This is a genomic window from Klebsiella sp. S69 (assembly GCF_016516145.1).
Taxonomy (GTDB): Bacteria; Pseudomonadota; Gammaproteobacteria; order Enterobacterales; family Enterobacteriaceae; genus Klebsiella; species Klebsiella oxytoca.
The window spans coordinates 93,998-118,967 of the sequence record NZ_JACVUU010000001.1; the positions used below are offsets into that span (position 1 = coordinate 93,998).

21 protein-coding genes are annotated in these 24,970 nt (G+C 56.0%); 9 read left to right on the top strand and 12 right to left on the bottom strand.

What is annotated here, in order from left to right; genetic code table 11:
* Positions 1-7: 7 nt before the first annotated feature.
* Entirely contained in the window at positions 8-919 is a 912-nt protein-coding gene (gene rdgC / locus IAE27_RS00445; protein WP_004099396.1) for a recombination-associated protein RdgC, read from the bottom strand.
* Positions 920-1,009: 90 nt separating this feature from the next.
* Between rdgC and mak the strand changes: the two genes are divergently transcribed.
* Positions 1,010-1,915: a fructokinase gene (gene mak, locus IAE27_RS00450; RefSeq protein ID WP_200091506.1), complete on the top strand. Its 906-nt coding sequence runs from the start codon at positions 1,010-1,012 to the stop codon at positions 1,913-1,915.
* A 48-nt stretch (positions 1,916-1,963) separates the two neighbouring features.
* On the opposite strand, the gene IAE27_RS00455 is transcribed toward mak, so the two are convergent.
* The 3 genes from IAE27_RS00455 to sbcD form a co-directional block, all read right to left on the bottom strand.
* Positions 1,964-2,326, bottom strand: coding sequence for a hypothetical protein (locus tag IAE27_RS00455; RefSeq protein ID WP_004110968.1), 363 nt, complete (start codon positions 2,324-2,326; stop codon positions 1,964-1,966).
* Positions 2,327-2,613: 287 nt separating this feature from the next.
* The gene (gene sbcC / locus IAE27_RS00460; protein WP_200091508.1) at positions 2,614-5,748 is read right to left on the bottom strand and encodes an exonuclease subunit SbcC; all 3,135 of its coding nucleotides are present in this window, start codon (positions 5,746-5,748) and stop codon (positions 2,614-2,616) included.
* Positions 5,745-6,947 carry an exonuclease subunit SbcD gene (sbcD, locus tag IAE27_RS00465; protein WP_200091510.1) on the bottom strand — a complete coding sequence of 401 codons (1,203 nt, stop codon included), beginning with the start codon at positions 6,945-6,947 and terminating at the stop codon, positions 5,745-5,747. The genes sbcC and sbcD overlap by 4 nt, the downstream gene beginning before the upstream one ends.
* A 304-nt stretch (positions 6,948-7,251) precedes the next feature.
* On the opposite strand from sbcD, the gene phoB reads away from it, so the two are divergent.
* From phoB to malZ, 5 genes are all read left to right on the top strand, one after another.
* Positions 7,252-7,941 (top strand): phosphate response regulator transcription factor PhoB, encoded by a 690-nt coding sequence (gene phoB, locus IAE27_RS00470; RefSeq protein ID WP_004099401.1) that lies wholly within the window; start codon positions 7,252-7,254, stop codon positions 7,939-7,941.
* 21 nt (positions 7,942-7,962) lie between these two features.
* On the top strand, positions 7,963-9,252 hold the full coding sequence (gene phoR, locus IAE27_RS00475; protein WP_023329353.1) for a phosphate regulon sensor histidine kinase PhoR: 1,290 nt from the start codon (positions 7,963-7,965) through the stop codon (positions 9,250-9,252).
* A gap of 418 nt (positions 9,253-9,670) precedes the next feature.
* Entirely contained in the window at positions 9,671-10,990 is a 1,320-nt protein-coding gene (brnQ, locus tag IAE27_RS00480; protein WP_064344840.1) for a branched-chain amino acid transporter carrier protein BrnQ, read from the top strand.
* A gap of 123 nt (positions 10,991-11,113) precedes the next feature.
* Positions 11,114-12,484: a proline-specific permease ProY gene (gene proY, locus IAE27_RS00485; protein WP_070557163.1), complete on the top strand. Its 1,371-nt coding sequence runs from the start codon at positions 11,114-11,116 to the stop codon at positions 12,482-12,484.
* A 153-nt stretch (positions 12,485-12,637) separates the two neighbouring features.
* Positions 12,638-14,455, top strand: coding sequence for a maltodextrin glucosidase (gene malZ / locus IAE27_RS00490; protein WP_070557165.1), 1,818 nt, complete (start codon positions 12,638-12,640; stop codon positions 14,453-14,455).
* Here malZ and IAE27_RS00495 read toward each other — a convergent pair.
* Positions 14,452-15,354, bottom strand: coding sequence for a LysR family transcriptional regulator (locus IAE27_RS00495; RefSeq protein WP_004099406.1), 903 nt, complete (start codon positions 15,352-15,354; stop codon positions 14,452-14,454). The genes malZ and IAE27_RS00495 overlap by 4 nt on opposite strands.
* 291 nt (positions 15,355-15,645) lie before the next feature.
* Here IAE27_RS00495 and IAE27_RS00500 point away from each other — a divergent pair, with 291 nt between their 5' ends.
* The 3 genes from IAE27_RS00500 (at position 15,646) to IAE27_RS00510 (ending at position 18,862) form a co-directional block, all read left to right on the top strand.
* The gene (locus IAE27_RS00500; protein WP_004099407.1) at positions 15,646-16,287 is read left to right on the top strand and encodes a hydrolase; all 642 of its coding nucleotides are present in this window, start codon (positions 15,646-15,648) and stop codon (positions 16,285-16,287) included.
* 136 nt (positions 16,288-16,423) lie between these two features.
* Positions 16,424-16,969 (top strand): antibiotic biosynthesis monooxygenase, encoded by a 546-nt coding sequence (locus IAE27_RS00505; protein WP_004099408.1) that lies wholly within the window; start codon positions 16,424-16,426, stop codon positions 16,967-16,969.
* A gap of 24 nt (positions 16,970-16,993) precedes the next feature.
* Entirely contained in the window at positions 16,994-18,862 is a 1,869-nt protein-coding gene (locus IAE27_RS00510; protein ID WP_154022353.1) for an amidohydrolase, read from the top strand.
* Positions 18,863-18,936: 74 nt separating this feature from the next.
* Here the strand turns inward: IAE27_RS00510 and fba are convergent, their stop codons facing one another.
* The 7 genes from fba to acpH all read right to left on the bottom strand — a co-directional run bounded on the left by fba (position 18,937) and on the right by acpH (position 24,819).
* A complete protein-coding gene (gene fba, locus IAE27_RS00515) occupies positions 18,937-19,797 on the bottom strand; it encodes a class II fructose-1,6-bisphosphate aldolase (protein WP_004110975.1) in 861 nt (286 codons plus the stop codon).
* 29 nt (positions 19,798-19,826) lie between these two features.
* Complete coding sequence (locus tag IAE27_RS00520) at positions 19,827-20,789, bottom strand: carbohydrate kinase family protein (protein WP_004099413.1); 963 nt, start codon at positions 20,787-20,789, stop codon at positions 19,827-19,829.
* Positions 20,790-20,857: 68 nt separating this feature from the next.
* Complete coding sequence (locus tag IAE27_RS00525) at positions 20,858-22,249, bottom strand: PTS ascorbate transporter subunit IIC (RefSeq protein ID WP_004099414.1); 1,392 nt, start codon at positions 22,247-22,249, stop codon at positions 20,858-20,860.
* Positions 22,250-22,269: 20 nt separating this feature from the next.
* Positions 22,270-22,557: a PTS sugar transporter subunit IIB gene (locus tag IAE27_RS00530; protein ID WP_004099415.1), complete on the bottom strand. Its 288-nt coding sequence runs from the start codon at positions 22,555-22,557 to the stop codon at positions 22,270-22,272.
* 5 nt (positions 22,558-22,562) lie between these two features.
* Positions 22,563-23,006 carry a PTS sugar transporter subunit IIA gene (locus IAE27_RS00535; protein WP_004099417.1) on the bottom strand — a complete coding sequence of 148 codons (444 nt, stop codon included), beginning with the start codon at positions 23,004-23,006 and terminating at the stop codon, positions 22,563-22,565.
* Positions 23,007-23,464: 458 nt separating this feature from the next.
* Positions 23,465-24,067 (bottom strand): peroxiredoxin, encoded by a 603-nt coding sequence (locus tag IAE27_RS00540; protein ID WP_004099418.1) that lies wholly within the window; start codon positions 24,065-24,067, stop codon positions 23,465-23,467.
* 170 nt (positions 24,068-24,237) lie between these two features.
* A complete protein-coding gene (gene acpH / locus IAE27_RS00545) occupies positions 24,238-24,819 on the bottom strand; it encodes an ACP phosphodiesterase (protein ID WP_070557168.1) in 582 nt (193 codons plus the stop codon).
* Between the last annotated feature and the right edge of the window lie 151 nt (positions 24,820-24,970).

A 24,970-nucleotide genomic window follows, 5' to 3' on the forward strand; every position in this document is an offset into this window, starting at 1 on the left:
TACCCGATTAGCGCTGCGCTTCGCCGCCTAACCCTTCTACCAGATTCTGAATCAGCGCGGCCAGTTCGCCGGTCATCAGAATAAAGTCCGCGTCAAAGCGCTGAGCGAAATCTTCCCGGTCGATATCTTCATTCTGGTCCCGCAGCTCGTCGCAGAACTTCAGACGTTTAATCGAACCATCATCGCACATTAAGAACTGAATGCGCTGTTGCCAGTCGAGCGCCAGCTTGGTCACCACCTTACCAGCCTCAATGTGCACAGCGATCTCATCGCTGACCAGATCCTGTTTTTTCGCGCGGATCACGCCGCCATCTTCCAGCATCGCTTTCAGCTCGGCTTCATCCAGCAGCTGGAAGCCCTGAGCCACGGTACCGGAACGCACCCACTCGGTCAGCGTCAGTTCGATCGGGGTTTCCAGCGCCAGCGGAACAACCGGCAGCGAGCCCAGGGTTTTACGCAGCAGCGCCAGCGTATCTTCCGCTTTTTTGGCGCTGGCGCAGTCCACCATGATCAACCCGTTGACGGTATCGATCCACATCATGGTCTGGCTGAAGCGGCTAAAGGCGCGCGGCAGCAGGGAATGAAGCACTTCATCCTTCAGCGAATCTTTTTCCGTTTTTTTCAGCTTACGGCCCTGTTCGGCTTCCAGCTTGAAGATCTTTGCTTCCAGCGCCTGTTTGATCACCGGAGACGGCAGGATCTTCTCTTCTTTACGCGCGCAGATAACTATCTGGCCATTTGCCGTATGGGTCAGCGCATCACTGTGCGAGCCCATCGGCGGAACCCAACCGGTTTTGGCCATATCCTGGCTGCCGCATGGGGTAAATGTCAGCTCGGCCAGCTGTTTTTCCATCTCCTCGGCGCGCAGGGAAATGTCGCGGCTGAGACGATAAACCATTAAATTTTTGAACCACAGCATGATAATTTCCACGGCTTTGTCGTTAAATCCAGCGGGCATGATAGCGAATTGTCGCTATGCTTGCATTGTTAATCGGGAGAGGAATTCACAGTGCGCATTGGGATTGATTTAGGCGGGACCAAAACGGAAGTCATCGCGCTGAGCGACCAGGGAGAGCAGCTATTTCGCCACCGCCTGCCTACGCCAGGGGGGGATTATCGCCAGACGATAGAGACGATAGCCTCGCTGGTCGAGATGGCCGAGCAGGCTACCGGGCAGAGCGGCACGGTCGGCGTCGGCATCCCCGGTTCGATTTCGCCTTATACCGGCGTAGTTAAAAATGCCAACTCAACGTGGCTCAACGGCCAGCCGTTTGATAAAGACCTTTGCCAGCGCCTGCAACGTGAAGTGCGTCTGGCCAACGATGCCAACTGCCTCGCGGTGTCGGAAGCGGTCGACGGCGCGGCGGCCGGGGCACAAACGGTATTCGCGGTGATCATTGGCACCGGCTGCGGTTCAGGCGTGGCGCTTAACGGACGCGCCCATATTGGCGGCAACGGCACGGCGGGCGAGTGGGGACACAATCCGCTGCCGTGGATGGATGAGGATGAACTGCGCTATCGCGCTGAAGTACCGTGCTACTGCGGTAAACAGGGCTGTATCGAAACCTTTATTTCCGGCACCGGCTTTGCTATCGATTACAAGCGGTTAAGCGGCCACCAGCTAAAGGGCAGCGAGATTATGCAGCGCGTCGGCGAGCGGGATCCGGTGGCGGAACTGGCGCTGAGCCGCTACGAGATGCGGCTGGCGAAGTCGTTGGCTCACGTGGTCAACATTCTCGATCCGGACATCATTGTGCTTGGCGGGGGAATGAGCAACGTTGATCGTCTCTATCAAACGGTGCCGAATCTGCTAAAACCATGGGTATTCGGCGGTGAATGCGAGACGCCGATTCGCCGGGCGGTGCACGGGGACTCCAGCGGCGTGCGCGGCGCGGCCTGGCTGTGGCCGCTGTAATCTTCAACCCGCTGCGCGGCCTGAACGGTGCAGCGGGTACCCTGCGGATTATCGGTCCGGGATCTCCTCCAGGCTGTAATAAATCGACAGCCCCATTTTTTTGCCTTCCTCAATATCCAGATCCGCGCCGCGAGATTCGCCCGGCAGGCGTAAGATAGCGTCACAGCGGCTAATTAAGCGGTGAGCGACGGGGTAGAGATATTCCTCGCTAATCGCATCGCCAATTTCCGTGGAGCCCGCGGCTTTGGCAATGGGGAGAGCCAGCCATTCGCCGACCACGGGGATATGTCCTTTCTGATAAACGCGTAGCGCAACCTGGGCCATATTGTTCAGGTTAGCGTCGATTAGTTCCGCGCGATTGTGAGTGCCGCTGCGTACCGGGCCGGCAATCAAAATTAGTAAATTTTTCATGGTTAAGACCTTCTTAATGGGCCAGAGGGGATGGGACGATGCTGCCGGAGGCCGCAGTTCGCCCGTCAGAAAAGTTATTGATGCACGTTTTTGCACGAAATGATGCGATGACGATAATAAACGCGTTTTCATGCATGAATTAGCCTGATTTTCATCATTAAAGCAATTTAATTGAACTTATCATGCGTGTTCGTGCGATATCAAGATGTATCGTGAATTTCTGACCCGGACAACGGAGCGACCTCTCCCGTGGGAGAGGTCTTGAAGGCAGGTGCGGAGGGAGAACATTACTCGACGGCGAAGGTTTTATCCAGGCGGCTATAGCCCAGCCCGTTGATCTTTTTAACTTTAATTTGCACCGGAATGCGCTCTTTCATCGCCTCGACGTGGCTGATGACGCCGATAACCTTGCCGCTGGCGTTGAGCGCGTCCAGCGCATCCAGCGCGGTATCGAGGGTTTCGCTATCCAGCGTGCCGAAGCCCTCATCAAGAAACAACGAGTCTATCCGCGTCTTATGGCTCACCAGGTCGGAGAGCGCCAGCGCCAGCGCGAGGCTTACGAGGAAACTCTCGCCGCCGGAGAGGGTCCGGGTGTCGCGCACCGCGTCCGCTTGCCAGGTGTCGACCACTTCAAGCTCCAGGGCATCGCTGGCTTTACGTTGCAGCAGATAGCGACCGTGCAGGCGATTAAGCTGGTGGTTGGCCAGCCACACCAGATTATCCAGCGTCAGGCCCTGGGCAAATTTACGGAATTTATCGCCCTCCCTGGAGCCGATAAGCGAGTTCAGCCATCCCCAGTCTTCCACTTCCTGCGCGGTGCGCTCCATCTGCTGGCGTAAAGCGTGCTGACGCTGCTGGTTTTCTGCATTCTGTTTCAGCTGCTGGCGAATCTCTCCCTGACGGGCGCTGTTTTCCCGCAGCAGCGTCGTTAGCTGCTGAAGCTGTTCCTGCACCTGCTCAAGAGACTGGCTGAAGTCCATTTCCGCCGGCGGCTGCCGGCTGTGGTTATCGAGCGCTTCGCGAGCCCGCAGCGCCAGCGCCTGATTCTGCTGTAGCCTGCTCTCCAGCGTCTGTTTCAGGTTTTCGAGACGCTGGCGCGTTTCCTCATCAAGCAGCGCGGCGAGAAATGCCTGCCGGTCCGCGAAGGGGCTGGCGGCCAGCGCTGCGCTGAACTGCGCTTCGCTCTCTTTTAGCTGAGCCTGCTGCTGGCTCTCCTGCTGCCCCAGAGTTTGCCACTGGCTCTGGAGCGCGAGGCAGTCATCGTGCACCTGACGCCAGCCGTCGAGCGGCGCGGGTTCTGCCGCTAAGTCCGTTTCCGGTAAGGCCTCCAGAAGCGGGGTCAGCTGCTGGAGCTGTTCCTGCAGGGCGAGCAGTTCATTCTGTTTGGCCTGCCAGTTGCGGGTCTCTTCTTCCCGCTGCGCCAGCCAGCTCGCGGTCTGCTCTGCAGCCGGTAGGCTCAGGCTAAAGGCGCTCAGTTCGGCCGCCAGCGCGGCGCTGCGCTGCTCTTGTTCCTGCTGTAGCTGCTGAAGCTGCTGCTGGCACTCCAGCTGCTGAGCCTGCCAGGCCAGACGCTGCTGATGCTGATAGAGCCGCTGTTCATGCTCCTGCTGCGCATTTATCCAGCCCGGAATATCATCCTTTGGCGTCAGGTCGATATTTAATCCGCCGATCGTCTCCTGCCAGCGTGATGTAAGCGCTTGCTCCTGCTGCAGAAGCGATGCTTTCTCAGCCGCCTCTTTTTGCTGGTGCTTAATCAGGGCGTCCAGCTCGCCGCGCACCAGGGCGCCAGCCTCCGCCAGCTGTTTAACTTCGCGCTCCAGCGCATCGCGCCGCGCCTGATTAACGCCGGGAACCAGCGCCTGATATTCGGCGACGGCCGGATGCTGCGCGGAACCGCAGAGCGGACAAGGGGTACCGGGCTGCAGGCGAGCACGCTCGGCCTCAAGACCGGCAATGCGCGCTTCCATTTCGCACAGGGCTTTCACATCGCTCAGCTGCTGATTCTTCTCTTTATAAGCCTGACGGCGCTGAGCCAGCATCGCTTCCAGTTTTTCCTGCTCCTGCCTGGTGGCCTGCCCGGCGGCGTTGAGCTGCATCAGGCGCTGGCCCAGAGGCTGAAGTTGACTATGTAGCGCTGAGAGCTGCTGGCGCAGGGCGCGAGCCGCGGCGTGCTGCGCCAGCCCGGCGCTGACCTGTTCGGCATCCAGCGTCAGCCCGGCGGGCGGCAGGTCTGCCAGTCTGCGACGGGTTTCCGCCAGACGTTGCTGCAGGGCGGCTTGCTGCTGGGTATCGCGAGTCTGCTGCTGGAAAGCCGCCCGCCAGCCCGCCAGCGCATTGCCCCACCGCTGAAAACGGTCATGCTCTTTTAGCCATGCGGAGAGCGTTTGCTGGTGGCTCTGCAGGCGTTCAGACTGCTGGCGGGCGGCGAGGCGAATCCCCGCTCGCCGTCGCAGCCTTTCATGTAAGCGAGTATTTACTTCTTCTCTCAGGCGACGGGTTTGCGCCAGCGCGGTGGTTTGTTCCTGCTGACGCGTCCACTGTGGACGTAAGTGCTCTGCAGGCTGGGCATTCAGCAGCACGGTCAGCTGCGGCTGCGCCTGCTCCAGCGCAGATTGGGCTTCGCGTAGCGCGCTCTGCGCCTGCAGATCTTCTGCTGTCAGCTCTGCGCGGCGTACCAGCCACTGACGGGCATTTTGCAGACGGCTTTGTTCGCTAACCTTCTGTTTTTCTTCATCAGTAAGCGCTTGCAAACTTTGCTGTAGCGCCTGCTGCTGGTCGTCGCTTAGCAGCAGGACGCCGGAAGCCTGAGCCTGGATTTTCTCCAGCTCGACGCGGGCCTGCTTATGCTTTTCAAAGACCTGCGCGGAAATCTGGCCGTAAATTTCGGTACCGGTCAGCTCTTCCAGCAGCTCGGCGCGCTCTTTCGGTTTAGCATTCAGGAAGGCGGCGAACTGCCCCTGCGATAGCAGCATCGAGCGGGTGAAGCGGCCATAGTCCAGGCCGGTGAGCGAGGCGGTCATTTCCAGCTTGTCTTTGATCTTATCGGCGAGGATTTTGCCATCCTCGCAGCGCGCCAGCTCGACGCGCGGCACCTGCAGGTTGCCGTCCGGCTGGTTTCGCGCCCGGTTCTGACTCCAGAAGGCGCGATAGGCGATGCCTTTGACTTCGAACTCCACTTCCGCCAGACATTCGGCGGTGTCGCGAGTCATCAGATCGTTTTGTGATTGCGACACGCTGCTCAGGCGCGGGGTTTCGTGATAGAGCGCGAGGCAGATAGCATCCAGCAGCGTGGTTTTTCCGGCGCCGGTCGGCCCGGTAATCGCGAACAGACCGTTGCTGGCGAACGGCTCAGCGGTGAAATCAATTTTCCATTCACCTTTCAGTGAATTGAGATTTTTCAGGCGTAAGCTGAGTATTTTCACAGGCGATCCTCACCGTTCAGGCTATGCAGCGTTTCATTAAAAAGCTGTTCCAGGCGCTGCTGCTGCGCGGCTTCCAGCGTTTCCAGCGCCAGACGGCGGGCGAAGACATCCTCCACCTGCAGTTCGCTGAGGGTCTCTCGCTGAGCGCCGGCCAGAATGCGGTTGCGCTGGGCGCGACTGCGGCGCACCAGCAGGACTTCCACCGGCAGCGTTTCGGTCTGCGCCTGAATTTTACGCTGGATATCATGCATATATTCGTCGCTGGTGATTTCGATATCCAGCCACACTGCGGGCTGCAGGGCGCTATCCTGCCATTGGTTTAGCTGCCCGCTAATGCTGGCGAAATCGCCCTTTAGCACCGCCAGCGGCTGGGTGACGGGAACGATAAGCGGCGTGACATCCGCCAGACGCCCGTGGGTAAAAGTGACCAGATTGACGCTTTTATTTTTCCCTGTTTCATCAAAGCTCAGCGGGATGGGGGAGCCGCTGTAGCGGATATGCTCGCAGCCGCCCACCACCTGCGCACGGTGAATATGGCCGAGCGCAATATAGTCGGCAGGCGGAAAACGGCTCGCCGGAAAGGCGTCCAGCGTACCGATATAGATTTCGCGCACCGCGTCGCTTTTGCTGGCGCCGACGGTGGTTAAATGGCCGCTGGCGATAATCGGTAGCGCCCGGTCGCCGCGCAGTTCGCAGGCCTGCTGGTACTGCTGCTGGTAATAGTCGCTGATGGCGCTCAGGAGCTGCTGCTGCTTTTCGCCGCTGGAGTGCCCGGCCTGGCTGGTTACCAGTTCACGCGGGCGCAGGAACGGCACCGGGCAAAAAATCGCCCCCGGCGAACCGTCGCGCAGCGGCAGAATAAAGGGGGCGTGGCCGGCATTGGCCACGACCGTGGTTTTCAGGAACGCAAGAATGTCTCGCGACTCGTTGAGGGTGGCGACCGAATCATGGTTGCCCGCCAGCACCACCAGCCGACAGCCGGTTTGCTGCAGCTGAACGACAAACCGGTTATACAGCTCGCGCGCGTAGCTCGGCGGGGAGCCGGTATCAAAAATATCGCCCGCGACAATAATGGCATCGACGTCATGTTCCTGCGCGCTGGCCAGCAGCCAGTCGAGAAACGCCTGATGTTCGGCGGCGCGACTTTTACTGTAAAAATTTTGCCCAAGATGCCAGTCAGAGGTATGAAGGATGCGCATAGTTGTTCCATAGCGTAAAAGCGAAAGCGGCATTATATACCCGTCATACTTCAAGTTGCTTATGCGTTGGCTACCCGCGCCCACCCAGTCGCATCGTTATCTCTTTTTTGGGACTTACGCCCTTGCTGCCTTTAAGCAAGCCGAATTATTACGGGGATAAGACTGCTCTCAGGCGCGATAAGTCCGTGTCACAATTCGAAATCCGCGTTCATCCGGCGGTCATTTTTTTCATAAATCTGTCATAAATCTGACGCATAATGGCCGCGCACTTCTATACTGATGGCTAAAAAATACAGGGTAAATAATGGCGAGAAGAATTCTGGTCGTTGAAGATGAAGCTCCAATCCGCGAGATGGTTTGCTTTGTTCTGGAGCAAAACGGCTTTCAGCCCGTCGAGGCGGAAGATTTTGACAGCGCGGTTAATCAGCTCAATGAACCCTGGCCGGATTTGATCCTCCTCGACTGGATGCTGCCGGGTGGGTCGGGTCTGCAGTTTATTAAACAGCTCAAGCGTGAAGCGATGACCCGCGATATTCCCGTGGTGATGCTCACCGCCCGCGGCGAAGAGGAAGATCGCGTCCGCGGTCTGGAGACCGGCGCCGATGACTACATCACTAAGCCGTTTTCCCCGAAAGAGCTGGTGGCGCGAATTAAAGCCGTGATGCGGCGCATTTCGCCGATGGCGGTGGAAGAGGTGATTGAAATGCAGGGGCTGAGCCTGGACCCCTCTTCGCATCGGGTCATGACCGGTGAAAATCCGCTGGATATGGGGCCGACGGAGTTTAAATTATTACACTTCTTTATGACCCACCCGGAACGGGTTTATAGCCGCGAACAGCTGCTGAATCACGTCTGGGGAACCAACGTTTATGTCGAAGACAGAACGGTAGACGTGCATATTCGCCGTCTGCGCAAAGCGCTGGAACATAGCGGCCATGACCGGATGGTACAAACGGTTCGCGGTACGGGATATCGTTTCTCCGCCCGATTCTGAATGTTGACAGGAGTGTGAACCGTGCTGGAACGGCTGTCATGGAAAAGGCTGGCGCTTGAGCTTTTCTTGTGTTGTATCCCGGCCCTGATCCTCGGGGCGTTTTTAGGTCATCTGCCGTGGTTTTTATTGGCGGCAGTGACCGGTCTTCTTATCTGGCATTTCTGGAATCTGATGCGCCTGTCATGGTGGCTGTGGGTTGACCGCAGCATGACGCCTCCGCCGGGTAGCGGCAGCTGGGAGCCGCTGCTGTACGGACTGCATCAAATGCAGATGCGTAATAAAAAGCGTCGCCGTGAGCTGGGCAACCTGATTAAGCGCTTTCGCAGCGGGGCGGAGTCTCTGCCGGATGCGGTAGTGCTGACCACCGAAGAAGGCGCGATGTTCTGGTGTAACGGCCTGGCGCAGCAGATCCTGAATCTGCGCTGGCCTGACGATAACGGGCAGAACATCCTTAACCTCTTGCGCTATCCTGAATTTGCCAATTACCTGAAATACAGGGATTTTTCTAAACCGCTCAACCTGGTACTGAATAACGGTCGCCATCTGGAGATTCGCGTGATGCCCTACAGCGATAAACAGCTGCTGATGGTTGCGCGCGATGTTACGCAGATGCACCAGCTGGAAGGGGCGCGGAGAAACTTTTTCGCTAACGTCAGCCATGAGCTGCGTACGCCGCTGACGGTGCTGCAGGGGTATCTGGAGATGATGCAGGAGCAGGTGCTGGAAGGGGGGACGCGCGAAAAAGCGTTGCACACCATGCGCGAGCAAACCCAGCGAATGGAAGGCCTGGTGAAACAATTGCTGACGCTGTCGCGAATCGAAGCCGCGCCGGTTCTGGCGATGAACGATAAAATCGATGTGCCGATGATGCTGCGGGTCGTTGAGCGCGAAGCGCAAACGCTAAGCCAGCAGAAGCATGCGCTGCATTTTTCGGTTGATGAATCGCTGAAAGTGCTGGGTAATGAAGAACAGCTGCGCAGCGCGATTTCCAACCTGGTGTATAACGCGATCAATCATACGCCGCCGGGAACGGATATTACCGTAAGCTGGCAGCGAGCGCCGCACGGGGCAATGTTCAGCGTCGAAGATAACGGGCCGGGCATCGCGCCGGAACATATTCCGCGCCTGACCGAGCGTTTCTATCGGGTGGATAAAGCGCGCTCGAGACAGACCGGCGGCAGCGGTCTGGGGCTGGCGATTGTCAAACATGCGGTCAGCCATCACGATAGCCGCCTCGAAATTGAGAGTACGCTGGGTAAAGGCACCCGCTTTAGCTTCCTGTTACCGGAACGTTTAATTGCCAAAAATTGAACGCCTGCATGTGGGTGTCAGCATAACTTGCCAATGACCAGCTTCGGCTGGTCATTTTCGTTTGCAGTAAAATCGAAGTTGAGTAATTAACGAACGTTAGCTGCTTTTTTGTTCGCATGATAAGCCAGATGTTTTCCATCCATCAGGTAAATAATTCTACGCATTAAAATAGAGTCAGCATAATCATCTGCTTTTGCGATCCCTCCTTGCTTTAAAACGTTATAAGCGTTTAAATTGCCCCCCTACGGTCGCAGACAGACTGTTTTTGCGTGGTAATTCAAAAAACAATTCTTTTCCACGCCGCTTTGGGAGCATATCCCGCTGAGTTTACTGACAATGGCCGCTGTATCATCCCCAGGGGAAAGGCGCGGTATTTATCCGTTTTTACAACACCACATCCACAGGCTGTAATGAATTTATGACCCATCAGTTAAAATCTCGCGACATCATTGCGTTGGGCTTTATGACCTTCGCGCTGTTCGTCGGCGCAGGCAATATTATCTTTCCTCCGATGGTTGGCTTACAGGCCGGCGAACACGTCTGGACCGCGGCTATTGGCTTTCTGATTACCGCCGTGGGTCTGCCGGTGCTAACGGTTGTGGCGCTGGCGAAAGTCGGTGGCGGCGTAGAGAGCCTGAGCACGCCGATTGGTAAAATTGCCGGTATCCTGCTGGCGGTGGTTTGCTATCTTGCCGTTGGGCCGCTGTTTGCGACTCCGCGTACCGCCACCGTCTCTTTTGAAGTGGGGATTGCTCCGCTGACCGGCGACGGCCCGCTGCCGCTGCTGATTTACAGCGTTATCTATTTTGCCCTGGTGATCCTCGTTTCGCTCTATCCGGGCAAGCTGCTGGACACCGTCGGGAATTTCCTCGCGCCGTTGAAAATCATCGCTCTGATTATTCTCGCCGTTGCGGCGATCGTCTGGCCAGCCGGTCCGCTGAGCCACGCGATGGAAGCCTACCGTACCGCGCCATTCTCCAACGGCTTCGTCAACGGCTATCTGACCATGGACACCCTTGGGGCGATGGTCTTTGGGATCGTGATTGTCAACGCGGCGCGTTCTCGCGGCGTGACCGAAGCCCGCCTGCTGACCCGTTACACCGTCTGGGCTGGCCTGATGGCCGGCGTGGGCCTGACGCTGCTGTATCTGGCGTTGTTCCGTTTAGGTTCCGATAGCGGCACGCTGGTGGAGCAGTCCGCTAACGGCGCGGCGATTCTGCACGCTTATGTCCAGCACACCTTCGGCGGCGCGGGGAGCTTCCTGCTGGCAGCGCTGATCTTCATCGCTTGCCTGGTGACGGCGGTAGGCCTGACCTGCGCCTGTGCGGAGTTTTTTGCCCAGTATCTGCCGTTCTCCTATCGTACGCTGGTCTTTATCCTTGGCCTGTTTTCGATGGCGGTTTCCAACCTTGGCCTGAGCCACCTGATTCAGATTTCAATTCCGGTGCTGACGGCTATCTATCCGCCGTGTATCGCACTCGTGGTATTAAGCTTTACCCGTAGTTGGTGGCATAATTCGTCCCGCGTTATTGCCCCGGCAATGTTTATCAGCCTGATGTTTGGTATCATTGACGGCATTAAAGCGTCGGCGTTTGCAGAGATTTTGCCATCCTGGACCGCGCGTCTGCCGCTGGCGGAGCAAGGGCTGGCGTGGCTGATGCCAACCGCCGTGATGGTGATTCTGGCCGTTATCTGGGATCGCGCAGCAGGGCGTCAGGTGGCCTCCAGCGCGCACTAACCGACGCTTTACACAGGTGTTTAACCACGGGACTTCAGGTCCCGTGGTTTTTTGTTTTTTTGGTCATCCTCCCCGGTGCTTTGCCCCCGCGAAGGCCAGAGGAGAAAAACGGCATGGAACACGATGGAAAGTAGTAACAAGCTTAAGCGCGGGCTAAGTACCCGGCATATTCGTTTTATGGCGCTGGGGTCGGCAATCGGTACCGGCCTTTTCTATGGTTCGGCTGACGCGATTAAAATGGCGGGGCCGAGCGTTCTGTTGGCTTATATTATCGGCGGCGTCGCGGCCTACATTATTATGCGCGCGCTGGGCGAAATGTCGGTACACAACCCGGCCGCCAGTTCGTTCTCGCGCTATGCCCAGGATTACCTTGGCCCGCTGGCGGGCTATATCACCGGCTGGACCTACTGTTTTGAAATCCTGATTGTCGCCATAGCCGACGTCACGGCCTTCGGCATCTATATGGGGGTCTGGTTCCCGGCGGTGCCGCACTGGATCTGGGTACTCAGCGTGGTGCTGATTATCTGCGCCGTCAACCTGATGAGCGTCAAGGTCTTCGGCGAGCTGGAGTTTTGGTTCTCCTTCTTCAAAGTCGCCACTATTATCATCATGATCCTCGCCGGTTTCGGCATCATTATCTGGGGGATCGGCAACGGCGGGCAGCCGACGGGTATCCACAACCTGTGGAGCAACGGCGGCTTCTTCAGCAACGGCTGGCTGGGGATGGTGATGTCGCTGCAGATGGTGATGTTCGCCTACGGTGGGATTGAAATTATCGGCATCACCGCCGGTGAAGCGAAAGATCCGGAGAAATCCATTCCGCGCGCCATTAACTCGGTGCCGATGCGTATCCTCGTGTTTTACGTCGGTACGCTGTTCGTGATTATGTCTATCTATCCGTGGAACCAGGTCGGAACCAACGGCAGTCCTTTCGTTCTGACCTTCCAGCATCTGGGTATTACCTTTGCCGCCAGCATCCTGAACTTTGTGGTGCTGACCGCTTCGCTGTCGGCGATTAACTCCGATGTCTTTGGCGTGGGGCGTATGCTGCACGGTATGGCGGAGCAGGGCAGCGCACCGAAGATGTTTACCAAAACGTCCCGTCGCGGGGTGCCGTGGGTTACCGTGATGGTAATGACTATCGCGCTGCTGTTCGCCGTTTACCTTAACTACATTATGCCGGAGAACGTCTTTCTGGTGATCGCCTCCCTGGCGACATTCGCCACCGTCTGGGTGTGGATTATGATCCTGCTGTCGCAGATCGCCTTCCGTCGCCGTCTGCCGCCGGAAGAGGCGAAGGTGCTGAAGTTTAAGGTGCCAGGTGGAGTAACGACCACGGTGATTGGCCTGCTATTCCTGGTCTTTATTATCGGTCTGATTGGCTACCATCCTGACACGCGCATCTCGCTGTACGTGGGCTTTGCGTGGATTATTCTGTTACTGATTGGCTGGCAGTTTAAAACTCGCCGCGAGCGTAAGCTGGCGAAAGCCTAGTCCTTTTCGTTCTCTTCTTGCCGGATACGCACGGGCTATCCGGCAAGCCGTTCCTCCACCCCCGCCATCCTCCCCCAATAATTCTGCCGACGATGAGTCATACGCCAGTACGCTATGGCAAGGTGTGCCCATTCTGCAAAGAGAGGAATAATGATGTTGAAGGCATGGCACCTCCCGGTTGCTCCGTTTATTAAGGAGCAGCCGGAACGACTGATTATCACGCTATGGTTAAGCGGCGAGGATCTGCCGCCGCGGGTCACGCTACGCGCGGAAGAAGATAACGAGGAGCTGTCGCTGCCGATGCGCCGCCTGCGGCAGGAACCGCATCCGGGCGTGGTGGCATGGCGCGGGGAAATCAGCCTCGTCAACGGGCTACCGCGTCGCCGCTACAGTTTCAAGCTGCTGTGGGCCGACCGCCAGCTGTGGTTCACACCGCAGGGGTTCAATCGCTTTCCGCCGGCGCGGCTGGAGCAGTTTGCGGTTGATATGCCGGACAGCGGGCCGCAGTGGGTGGCCGATCAGGTGTTTTACCAAATCTTCCCTGACCGCTTCGCCCGCAGCCAGTCACGCGACGCCGGGCAGGATAACGTTTATTACCACCATGCCGCCGGTCACGATATTGTGCGCAAGGCGTGGGATGAGCCGCTAACCGGCGAGGCGGGCGGCTCTACCTTCTACGGCGGCGATCTCGATGGGATCAGCGAAAAACTGCCGTACCTGAAGCAGCTTGGCGTCACGGCGCTTTATCTGAACCCGGTATTTGTCGCTCCCAGCGTGCATAAATACGATACCGAGGATTACCGTCGCGTTGACCCGCAGTTTGGCGGCGATGCGGCGCTGCTGCGCCTGCGTCACAACACGCAAAAAGAGGGGATACGCCTGATCCTGGACGGCGTGTTCAACCACAGCGGCGATTCGCATGCCTGGTTCGACCGCCATCAGCGCGGTAGCGGCGGCGCCTGCCACAACGCCGATTCGCCGTGGCGCGACTGGTATAATTTTTCTCCCGAGGGCATTGCCCACGATTGGCTGGGATATGCCAGTCTGCCTAAGCTCGACTACCGGTCGGCGACGCTGATCGATGAGATCTATGGTGGAGAAGATAGCGTGGTGCGCCACTGGCTGAAAGCGCCGTGGAGCATGGACGGCTGGCGGCTGGATGTCGTGCATATGCTCGGTGAAGACGGCGGGGCGCGTAATAACCTGCGCCATATCGCCGGCATTACCCAGGCAGCGAAGCAGGAGCGGCCGGAAGCCTTCGTGTTCGGGGAGCATTTCGGCGACGCGCGCCAGTGGCTACAGGCCGACGTGGAAGACTCGGCGATGAACTACCGCGGCTTTACCTTCCCGCTATGGGGCTTTCTCGCCAATACCGATATCTCCTACGACCCGCAGAAAATCGATGCGCAAACCTGCATGGCGTGGATGGACAACTATCGTGCCGGACTGTCGCATCAGCAGCAGCTGCGGATGTTCAACCAGCTTGATAGCCACGACACTGCGCGCTTTAAGTCTCTGTTGGGTAAAGATGTTGCGCGTCTGCCGTTGGCGGTGGTGTGGCTGTTCAGCTGGCCTGGGGTACCGTGCATCTACTACGGCGATGAAGTGGGCGTGGACGGCAATAACGATCCGTTCTGCCGTAAACCCTTCCCGTGGGATCCGGCTTTGCAGGATGGCGAACTGCTCGATCTGTACAAGCGCATGAGCAAACTGCGTAAGGCTAATCAGGCGCTACGCTACGGCGGCTGTCAGGTTATCTATGCCGAAGAGAACGTGGTGGTGTTCGTGCGAGTCTATAAGCAACAGCGTGTGCTGGTGGCGATTAACCGCGGCGCGGCCTGCGAGGTGGTGGTAGAAGATTCGCCGCTGCTGGACGTTCACGGCTGGCAGTTGAAAGAGGGCGCCGGTGAGCTGTACGAGAGCCTGCTAACGCTGCCGGCGATCTCCGCCAGCGTGTGGTTTAGCCGTTAGTCATAGAGCTGGCTCAGGCTCTCGCTCTGCAAAATGGCCTCGCGCCACCAGCGCTGGGCCAGTCCGTCATTACCGCTGCGCCAGGCCATATAGGTAATATCTTTCTCGCGGCACGAGATGACGGCCTTTTCGACCAGCTCGCCGCTTTCCAGCCACCGCCGGGCAATATGGCGCGGTAAAAAGCCGCAGCCCAGCCCGGCGCGTAAGAGTTCAACTTTACTGGCGAAATCATCCACGCGGATTTGCGGCTGTTCGTCGAGCAGGTTGCTGTTGAGCGGATGACAGTAGCGGGCGCTGTCGCTGATCACGACCGCGCGGTGCAGGCTGAGCTGCTTGTTGGTCAGCGGTTGGGTCGTTTGCGCCAGCGGGTGCCCCGGCGCGATGACGAAAATATTGTCCATGGCGCCGAGCATTTTCCACGACCACTCGGCGGAGGTTGGCGGTTCATTGATCGCCCCAAGAATAATATCCGCGCCGTTGTGGGTGAGCTCTTCCCACGAGCCCGCGAGGGTATGGTGGGTAAAGTTAAGCCGGGTTTGCGGGTGCTGGGCGTAGAAAGCATCGATCAGCGGCAGCAGCGCGCTAAACGGGAAAGAGTCATCCAGCGCGATAGCCAGATCCCGCTCCCAACCGGCGCTGAGCTGCACCGCCTGCTTTTCCAGATCCTTAGCGGCATTCAGCAGCAATCGCCCCTTCTCCAGCATCATTCTGCCCGTATCGGTAAATTTAGCCCGGTGGCCGGAGCGATCCAGCAGCGTGATATTCAGATCGTTTTCCAGCTTTTGGATCATGTAGCTCAGCGCCGCTGGGGTCTTAAATAGCGATTCGGCGGCGGTGGCAAAAGAGCCATGTTTGTCCAGCGCGTCGAGAATTAACAGGACATCAAGGTTCAGGCGCATGCGTCAGATTCCGGTAAAAATGAGTGCCCCCGTTTTACCGGAGTGCTCTGTTCAATTCCAGTGAATAATTTAGAACGGTTAACCGTAAAAATTTGATAAACATAATTTTGCTCGTTTTGTAATGGTTAATCTAATCGCCATAACTTTTCGCTTTGGAAATAAATTAGAAAAAAATCTTTAATAACTCGTTAGAAATTACTGACTATACTCACCATGTTTTATCAGTCAGGATCCAGACAGCTCAACGGCAACGGTAGTATCTTTTTAACTCATTGATTAACAGGATATGTTATGTCTATTCGTGAACTGATCGATCCCTCTAACTCGGCGCTTATTTTTATTGACCACCAGCCACAAATGGCTTTTGGCGTGGCAAATATTGACCGCCAGACCCTGAAAAATAATACGGTTGCTTTAGCCAAAGCAGGCAAAATTTTTAATGTCCCGGTAATTTATACTTCCGTCGAAACCAAAAGCTTCAGCGGCTATATCTGGCCGGAATTGCTGGCCGTCCATCCTGATGTGAAACCCATTGAACGTACCTCGATGAACTCCTGGGAAGACGCGGCTTTTGTTGAAGCGGTAAAGGCGACCGGACGCAAGAAACTGATTATTTCTGCTCTGTGGACTGAAGTCTGCCTGACGTTCCCGGCGCTGATGGCGCTGGATGCGGGCTATGAAGTTTACGTGGTGACCGATACCTCCGGCGGCACCTCGGTTGATGCCCACGAACGCTCCATTGACCGTATGGTGCAGGCCGGTGCGGTGCCGGTGACCTGGCAGCAGGTGCTGCTTGAGTACCAGCGCGACTGGTCGCGTAAAGAGACCTATGACGCGGTGATGGATCTAGTGCGCGAGCATAGCGGCGCTTACGGCATGGGCGTGGATTACGCTTATACGATGGTGCACGGCGCGCCAGAGCGTAAAGCTTAAATACACTTCATCCTTCAAGCTGCCTCTTTGTTGGCTTCGTTTGCCCGCCTCGAGGCAGCATGAACGATTTTGTGCATTGTTGTTTATGGCTAATGGCGGGGATATCCCGCCATTCCCCTGAAGCAAGGAACTCTTAATGGCGCAGCAGAAATCGGTGACCCTGGTTATCAGTCATGTGCTCGACCCGGAGCATGGCCAACGGTATGAAGCGTGGCTGGGCAAAATTATGCCGATTGCGGCTGAATTTCCCGGTCATCTTGGCGCAAACGTGATTCGCCCGGCTCCCGGGCAGAATTTATGGAGCATTATCATTCGCTTCGACACCATTGAGCATCTTTACGCCTGGACCCAGTCGGAAACCCGGCGCGAACTGGTGGCGGAAATCGCACCGCTGCTGAGCGAAGGCGATCGTACCGAAGTCCGGACTGAACCGGCCTTCTGGTTTACGCCGCCTGCGGCGAATGTGCGCCAGCCGCGACGCTGGAAGCAATTTTTAATCACCCTGCTGGTGATTTTCCCCAGTACTAACCTGGTGCCGTCGATAACCGGAATGCTGTTGCCCTCGCTGAAGGGAAGCCTGCTGCTGCACCTCATCAATGATGCCTGTGTGGTCGCGCTGGTGGTCTGGTTCTGGATGCCCATCGTGACCCGTCTGTTTGCTGGCTGGTTAAAGAAAAACTGAGCCAGCCTCCTGTAGGAGAACGTTATGTCGCAAACTGCCACACTGATCCTGACCCACGGTCGGGTTCATACTCTCGATCGTCAAAACCCCCTGGCCGATGCGGTGGCGATCGCTGACGGTAAAATCCTCGCCGCCGGTAGCCACGATCGGATCATGAGCTTTGCCGCGGAAGGGACGCAAATTATCGATCTTAAAGGTCATACGGTGATCCCCGGTCTTAACGACTCCCACCTGCACCTGATCCGCGGCGGTCTGAACTACAACCTGGAGCTACGCTGGGAGGGGGTTCCCTCGCTGGCGGATGCGCTGCGGATGCTGAAAGATCAGGCCGATCGCACACCGTCGCCGCAGTGGGTGCGGGTGGTCGGCGGCTGGAGCGAATTTCAGTTCGCCGAACGGCGGATGCCGACGCTCGAGGAGCTTAACGATGCGGCGCCGGATACCCCGGTATTTGTCCTGCACCTGTACGATCGCGCGCTGCTGAACCGCGCGGCGCTGAAGGCGGTGGGCTACACCAAAGAGACGCCGGATCCGACGGGCGGCGAGATCGTTCGCGACGGCAACGGTAATCCTACCGGCATGTTGATTGCCAAACCCAACGCGATGATCCTCTACTCAACGCTGGCCAAAGGGCCGAAGCTACCGCTGGAACTGCAGGTCAACTCAACGCGCCAGTTTATGCGCGAGCTGAATCGTCTGGGGCTAACCAGCGCTATCGATGCTGGAGGCGGTTTCCAGAACTACCCGGAAGATTATGAAATTATTGAACAGCTGCACGCCAAAGAGCAGATGACCGTGCGGATCGCCTATAACCTGTTTACCCAGCGACCTAAGCAGGAGCTGGAAGATTTTGAGCGCTGGACCGATATGCTCAAGCCGGGACAGGGCACCGACTTTTACCGCGCCAACGGCGCCGGGGAGATGCTGGTTTTCTCGGCGGCGGATTTTGAAGATTTCCTGCAGCCGCGTCCGGACCTCCCGGAGGGAATGGAAGATGAGCTGGAGCGGGTGGTGCGCCACCTGGTAGAGCACCGCTGGCCGTTTCGCCTGCACGCCACCTACGATCAATCCATCAGCCGGATGCTCGACGTCTTCGAGAAGGTAAATCGCGAAATTCCGTTCAATGGTCTGCACTGGTTCTTCGATCATGCGGAAACCATCACCGAACGCAATATCGAACGCGTCAAAGCGCTGGGCGGCGGCATAGCGGTTCAGCACCGTATGGCTTTCCAGGGCGAATATTTTGTCGACCGCTACGGTAAAGATGCGGTCAAACATACGCCGCCGGTGGCGAAAATGCTCGAGCTGGACGTTCCGGTGGGACTGGGGACGGATGCTACCCGCGTGGCGAGCTACAATCCGTGGACCGCGCTCTACTGGCTGGTTTCCGGACGTACCGTCGGCGGAATGGCGATGTACGACGACAGCAACCGCCTGCCGCGCGACGTGGCGCTGGAGCTGTGGACGGCGGGAAGCGCGTGGTTCTCAAGCGAGCAGGGTAAGAAAGGGCGCATTGAACAAGGCCAGCTTGCCGATCTGGTGGTGCTGTCGAAAGACTATTTCAGCGTCGCGGAAGAGGAAATTAAGGGGATCGAGTCGGTACTGACGGTCGTTGACGGCAAGGTGGTGTACGCCGCCGGACACTTTTCGCCGCTGGCGCCGCCGCCCATTCCGGTGCTGCCAGAGTGGTCACCGGTGGTGAAGGTGCCGGGTCATTACCGTTCCGCGCCGCCGACCGCCGCGAAAATCGGCGCGATAGTTCAGATGCATCAGTGCTGCGGCAGCTGCGGCGTACACGGGCATCAGCATGATATTGCGCGCCAGTCGGCGATTCCGGTTGCCGATGAGCAGGCGTTCTGGGGCGTACTCGGCTGCTCCTGCTTTGCGTTTTAGCACCATCTCAACCCGCCCCGGTATTGTCCGGCGGCGGGTTCCCTTCCTGACGAAAGCGCTTGTCTTTCCGTTTTTTAATAGCGGTTCTGTGAACCAAAAAGCGCGATGCGCCGCGCAATCATTTCGCGTACCGGTTTCAGTCCCTGATTAATCACTTTGCGCGGGTCGTTCACGTCATGACCGGTATCGGCGGCAAACAGGGCTTTCACCTCCTGACACCAGGCGTACATATTTTCGGTATTGACGTTGATTTTGGCCGTACCGCAGGCGATGGCTTTACGCATGTCGTCATCGGCAATACCGGTACCGCCGTGCAGGACCAGCGGAACATTGACTCGCTCAGAAATGGCTTTCATCTCCGTAAAACCCAGTTTGGCTTTGCCTTTATACAGTCCATGGGTCGAACCCAGCGCCGCCGCCAGGCAGTCAACCTGAGTTTCTTTCACCAGGGTGTAGCACTCCTCAGGATCGGCGTAGATGACCGCCGAATTGACGATGCCATCTTCGCTTCCGGCAATCGTCCCTAGCTCCGCCTCGACGGAGATGCCTTTGCTGTGCGCCAGCGCAACCAGATGGCGAGTGATGGCGAGGTTTTCGCTGAACGGCAGATGCGAGCCGTCAAACATAATGGAGCTGAATCCGGCCTCGATAGCCGCCTCGCAGGCCTCGCGGGTGGTACCGTGGTCCAGATGCAAAGCCACCGGAATATCAATATGTAAATAATCCATGGCATTGACCACGATGTCATGAATACATTTTAATCCCAGCATATGTTTCACCGTACCGCCGGAAACGCCTAAAATAATGGGCGAGCGCAGCTGTTGTCCGGTACTTAATACAGCGCCGACCCACTCAAGATTATTAATATTGAATTGCCCTACGGCATAACCGTCCCGTAGGGCATGCTGAAGCATGTCCTTCATAGAAACTAACATAGTCACCTCGTGTTATTAATTAATAGCAATCATTCATCAAAATATTGCTTTAAGTTTCTTTCATAGCTATTTAAAGAATTGTGGACGACGGCAAGATCCGGCATCGATTCACGTACACCTTTTTTCTCAATAGAAATAGCGGCGGTGAGGCTGGCGAATAAAATAATATTGTCAATGTGCCAGGAGTAGTGAACGCCGTAGGTAAAAGCGCCATGGAATACGTCTCCCGCGCCGGTGGTATCAACAGCATTGCACAGCCAGGAGGGAACTATTTGCAGCATCCCGCTCTTTAAAAATGCGCAGCCTTTTTCACCAAGGGTAATAAAGGCTTCGCCGCGGCAAATTTTATTAAGCTCAATGAGCGCCGCCTTAATTTCTGCTTCTGTACTCAGGGCGCGATATCCCATATAGTCCCGGGCAAAATGTTCACTGACCACAAAATAATCGGTCCAGGCCGCCAGCTTAATATTACTGGCGCGTAGTGAGCCGCCATCCATGACTACCCGAGCGTTTGGCAGTTTCTTAATTAAATACTCGCTGATCTCGGCTTCATGGCCATCCACTAATAGCGTTACCGGTTCTTCAGCGGCGATGAGCCGTTCGGCTAAATCATCGAGCTTGAGCTTCTGATCGTAGGTCAGCGACGGCGGCGTCTGCATTTTACGGGTGATGATCGTCCGCGAACCCGTCAGGCGATTGACCAGCACCGAAGCCAGGGGGGTGATCATTTCATCAGAAAAGACCACCTGACTGGTATCAACGCCCGCTTCGGCAAATTCAGCAATAATTCGCTGGCCGTAAAGATCCTGATTCAGATGGCCGATGTAATAGACATCCTCCCCCCATAGCCCCAACAGCCATGCCGCATTCGCTGCCGGCCCGCCGCCGCTTTCAATAAAATCGTGACAGAAATTTTTGGTATTCTCCTGCGGCCATTCATTTAAAAAGAAAAACTGATCAAAACATGAAAACCCGATGGACAAGATAGCCATAACCACTCCTGATTATTTTGTCAGCTGCGGGAAGAGAGGTTCCTTCCCGCAGGGAAAAATGAAACCGCTTATTCATTTTTCTTATCCGCAGTGAGCTCCTCATAGCTGAGCGTGTCACCGACCACGCGAACTGAACGAAAGCAGAATGGCACCAGCAGTGCGACGATCAGTGCCAGACAAATCAAATAGATAGTAATCTGGCCAAACTGGGTGAAAGCGTTGCCGATGATGATGCCCCAAACCGCGAAGTCGAAGTCGGCGAAGGTGCTATTTTCAAAGCCCAGATTACCCAGCGCCGGCAGCAGCATCGCCGGAAGGAATGCAAGGAAGATACCGCCGATAAATGAGGCGATGATGCAGCCGCGTTTACCGCCCAGCTTATCGGCGAAAACACCGGAGGTGCCGCCGCAGAAGAAGTGCGGCACCATGCCCGGAATAATCAGCGCCATACCCAATCCGCCAAGAAAAAGCATGCCGACCAGTCCGCCAATGAACGAGCTGATAAAGCCGACGACGACCGCGGTCGGGCTAAAGGTGAAGAATACCGCGCAGTCAACGGCGGGGATGGAGTTGGGGATCAGCTTCTGGCTAATTCCCTGGAACGCCGGTACCAGATCGCCGAGGATCAGCCGCACGCCGTTGTAGACGATAGCGACGCCAACCGCAAACTGCAGGCCGGTCAGGACAGAGAAGATCAGCATATTTTGATCCGTAATGGTGCTGAGATACTCGCTACCGGCGACGGCGCTGCATACAAAGTAGATGACGAACATGACGATCCCGGTGGTGACCGTGGTATCGCGCAGAAAGCCCCATTTCTCTGAGATTTCGGTATCGGCGAACGAGTTCGCCGGGTTGCCGGTTTTGGTGGCGATCCACGCTGAAATGTAGTAGCCCAGAGAACCAAAATGTCCCATCGCAATACCGCCATCTTCGGTGACCTGCTTGGTATAGCGCTGGCCAATGGCCGGCGAAATCGCCGACCATGAGCCGAGCAGGAATCCACCGATGAGCACCAGCATCCAGCCGCGGAATTCCGCCGCCTGTAGCACCGCTGAGAACAGACAGGCGAGGAAGAAAGAGTGATGGCCGGTAAGGAAGATATATTTATACTTAGTGCAGCGGGCAATAAGCAGGTTAAAAATAAAACCTAACAGCAGAATACTCATGGTTTCTACGCCCAGCACCTTCTGGGCGACGGAGACAATGGCCTCGTTGTTAGGAATAACGCCACGGATATTAAACCCGGCTTCGATAATCCCGCCCAGCGGATTGAGGTTAGCAACGATAACCCCTGCGCCGGCGCTTAGCATTAAATAGCCCAGGATGGGCTTTAAGGTGCCGGTGAGTAATTTATTTCCGGGGGAGCGCAGCGCCACTAAACCGACAAATGCGATAATCCCCATCAGAAATGCGGGTTGACTAAATATTTCCGATAAGAAACTAAGAATAGCCTGCATGATCGTTCCCTCAACAATGATTAAGAGTGAGTCGCAGCAATTTTGGTGAGTGCTTCGGTAATATCCTCGGCGATTTTCGCTTTATGCACGTAGCTGCGAATAATGGCGACATTACAATGCGCAGGAAATTGGTTTGCCAGCTCTTTAATTGTGACGTAAAGGTCAGCTTTTTCTCCAACAGCGTTGGCAAAATCAACGGAGGCGACGTCGGCTTTAATACCCAATTCATCACAGATCTTTTTGACATTATTCGCAGCCATTAATGAACTGCCAATACCGTTACCACAAACTGTTCTGATAACTAACATAATGACTACTCCATTTGTTGTTGGATGAAATGTAATACTGAATCGATATCATTGGCCTGCTGAAGGAAGGTCACAATGTCAGACTCAATCAGCGAGGCTATTAGCTGAATCATTTTTATGTGGCTATCGGCATCCGCGCCGGCGATGGCGATGATGACGTTAACCGGATCAAACTCCTCATGGCCAAAGACGATTGGCTGCCTGCTGGTGACTAAAGAGAAGCCCGTGCGCAAGGCGCCTTTTTCTGGCCGGGCATGAGGCATCGCCAGGCCGTAGTCGATAACAATGGCGGGACCAAAATCCTGATAGACCTCGACCATTTCATTCACATATTCCGGATGACATATATTTTGTTGAGTCAGCAGCTTTCCGGCGAATTCGATACCCTGTACGGCGTTGGAAATATCCTGCTTAAGCGCAACCAGTTCAGCGTTAAAAATAATATCCATCATCCGATCCTTACTGGGTTCATATTCTTGAACTCGATCATGACCAAATATATCAATAAAAATTATGGGTTAGATCACAGATGGATTTTTAAATATTGAAGTCGATCACACTGACGGCAAAAGTGAATTACTTTATCGGTTCTGAGGTTTTTTATTATCTTGTTTAATATCAATTGGTTGTGTTTTTTCTTTTTGCAGGTAAGAAAATGGGAGCAGGAGCCAATGGTTAAATCGCTGAATTTAAAATGAAGAAATGTAATACTCATCACAAATATTGGGCGGTTTTTTTTACAAAGTTTGAGCGAGATAGCAAAAAAAGCCCTGACGGAGGATCTTACTTATTCGTGACATCAATATTTGTATGCTGATGAGTTAAAAAGCTGTGGCGAGCGGGTAACTCCAGGCGGTAAAAACAAAAAAGGCCCGCATCTGCGAGCCTTTTACTGAACGTTTGCCGATTACAGGCTGGAAACGTTCTCGGTCAGGTATTTAGCCACGCCTTCCGGAGAAGCGGCCATCCCTTCTTTTCCTTTTTCCCACTGCGCCGGGCAAACTTCGCCGTGCTCTTCGTGGAACTGCAGTGCGTCAACCATGCGCAGCATTTCGTCGATGTTACGGCCCAGCGGCAGGTCGTTAACGACCTGGTGGCGAACAACGCCGTTGGCATCGATCAGGAAGGAACCGCGCAGGGCAACGCCTTCGTCCGGGTGCTCGATACCGTACGCTTTCTGGATTTCGCGTTTGATGTCCGCAACCATCGCGTATTTCACCGGGCCGATGCCGCCCTGGTCCACTGGAGTATTACGCCATGCGTTATGGACGAACTCGGAGTCAAAAGAAACGCCAACCACTTCGACGCCGCGTTTCTGGAATTCTTCGTAGCGTTTGTCAAAAGCGATCAGTTCGGACGGGCAAACGAAAGTGAAGTCCATCGGCCAGAAGAACAGAACGGTCGCTTTACCGCTGGTGTGCTGTTTGAAGTTGAATTTCTCAACGATTTCGCCGTTACCTAAAACTGCTGCCGCGGTGAAGTCCGGAGCCTGACGAGTAACCAGAACCATATGATTCTCCTGTTAATACTAAGGTTAATTGGAACGCAACGCGGGCAAGTATAGGGAGAGGGGCGGGTGAACTCAACGCGACGCTGACAATCGCTGAGATAGTTTTTGCCTATCAATCGTTATTTAAAAGCGCTTTTCAGAATAGCCTTTTCCGCCAAAAGCGCAATCATTTATAGTTCGCGTTTTTCCGCCTGCGTCATCATCTGCGGGTAAAAGCGCCAGAACTGCCGCTCAAGGCGATCGTAGTGGGTATCCAGATCCTGCCAGGAGTCGCGCAGGGCATCGAGTCGCGGGCGGCGGCTGGCCATCCCGTTCAGCACGCGCTGAATAAAATCCATATCCCGGTAACGTTCAAGCCAGCGCTCCGACCACAGATATTCATTGAGATTGATAAAGCGCGGCGGGGAGGCTGGGAGGATCGGCGTGACCTGGGCGTGAGCGTAGCGGATAAACTCCGGCAGCGGCAGTTCCGGCGACAGCTGCGCCCAGTGGCGTGACAAAAAATGGTCCCACATCACATCCAGCGTAATGGGGGCAACCCGGCGCGTTTCGGCGCGGAACCACGCCTTGGCTTCGGTGACTTCCGGCAGGTTATCGGTCAGCACATCGATCCGGCGGTGCATAAAGATGCCCTCCACGACGTCAGCCGGCCACTCATCAGCGGGGTTGCCGCGAACGAAATCGGCCAGCAAATTGCCGGAAAGGGAGCTATCGGCGAGATGAGCAAGATGCAGGTGCGCGAGAAAATTCATATAAACTTCATCCTTCAAACTGCCTCTTTGTTGGCTGCTGAGTTACTCGTCTCATCCATGAGACTGGCCCTTACGGGCCGCCGCTGCGCGGCGTTCAAATCTGTTCCTGACAGACTTGTCACTCACTCAGTTGCTGTTTCGATGCATCTTG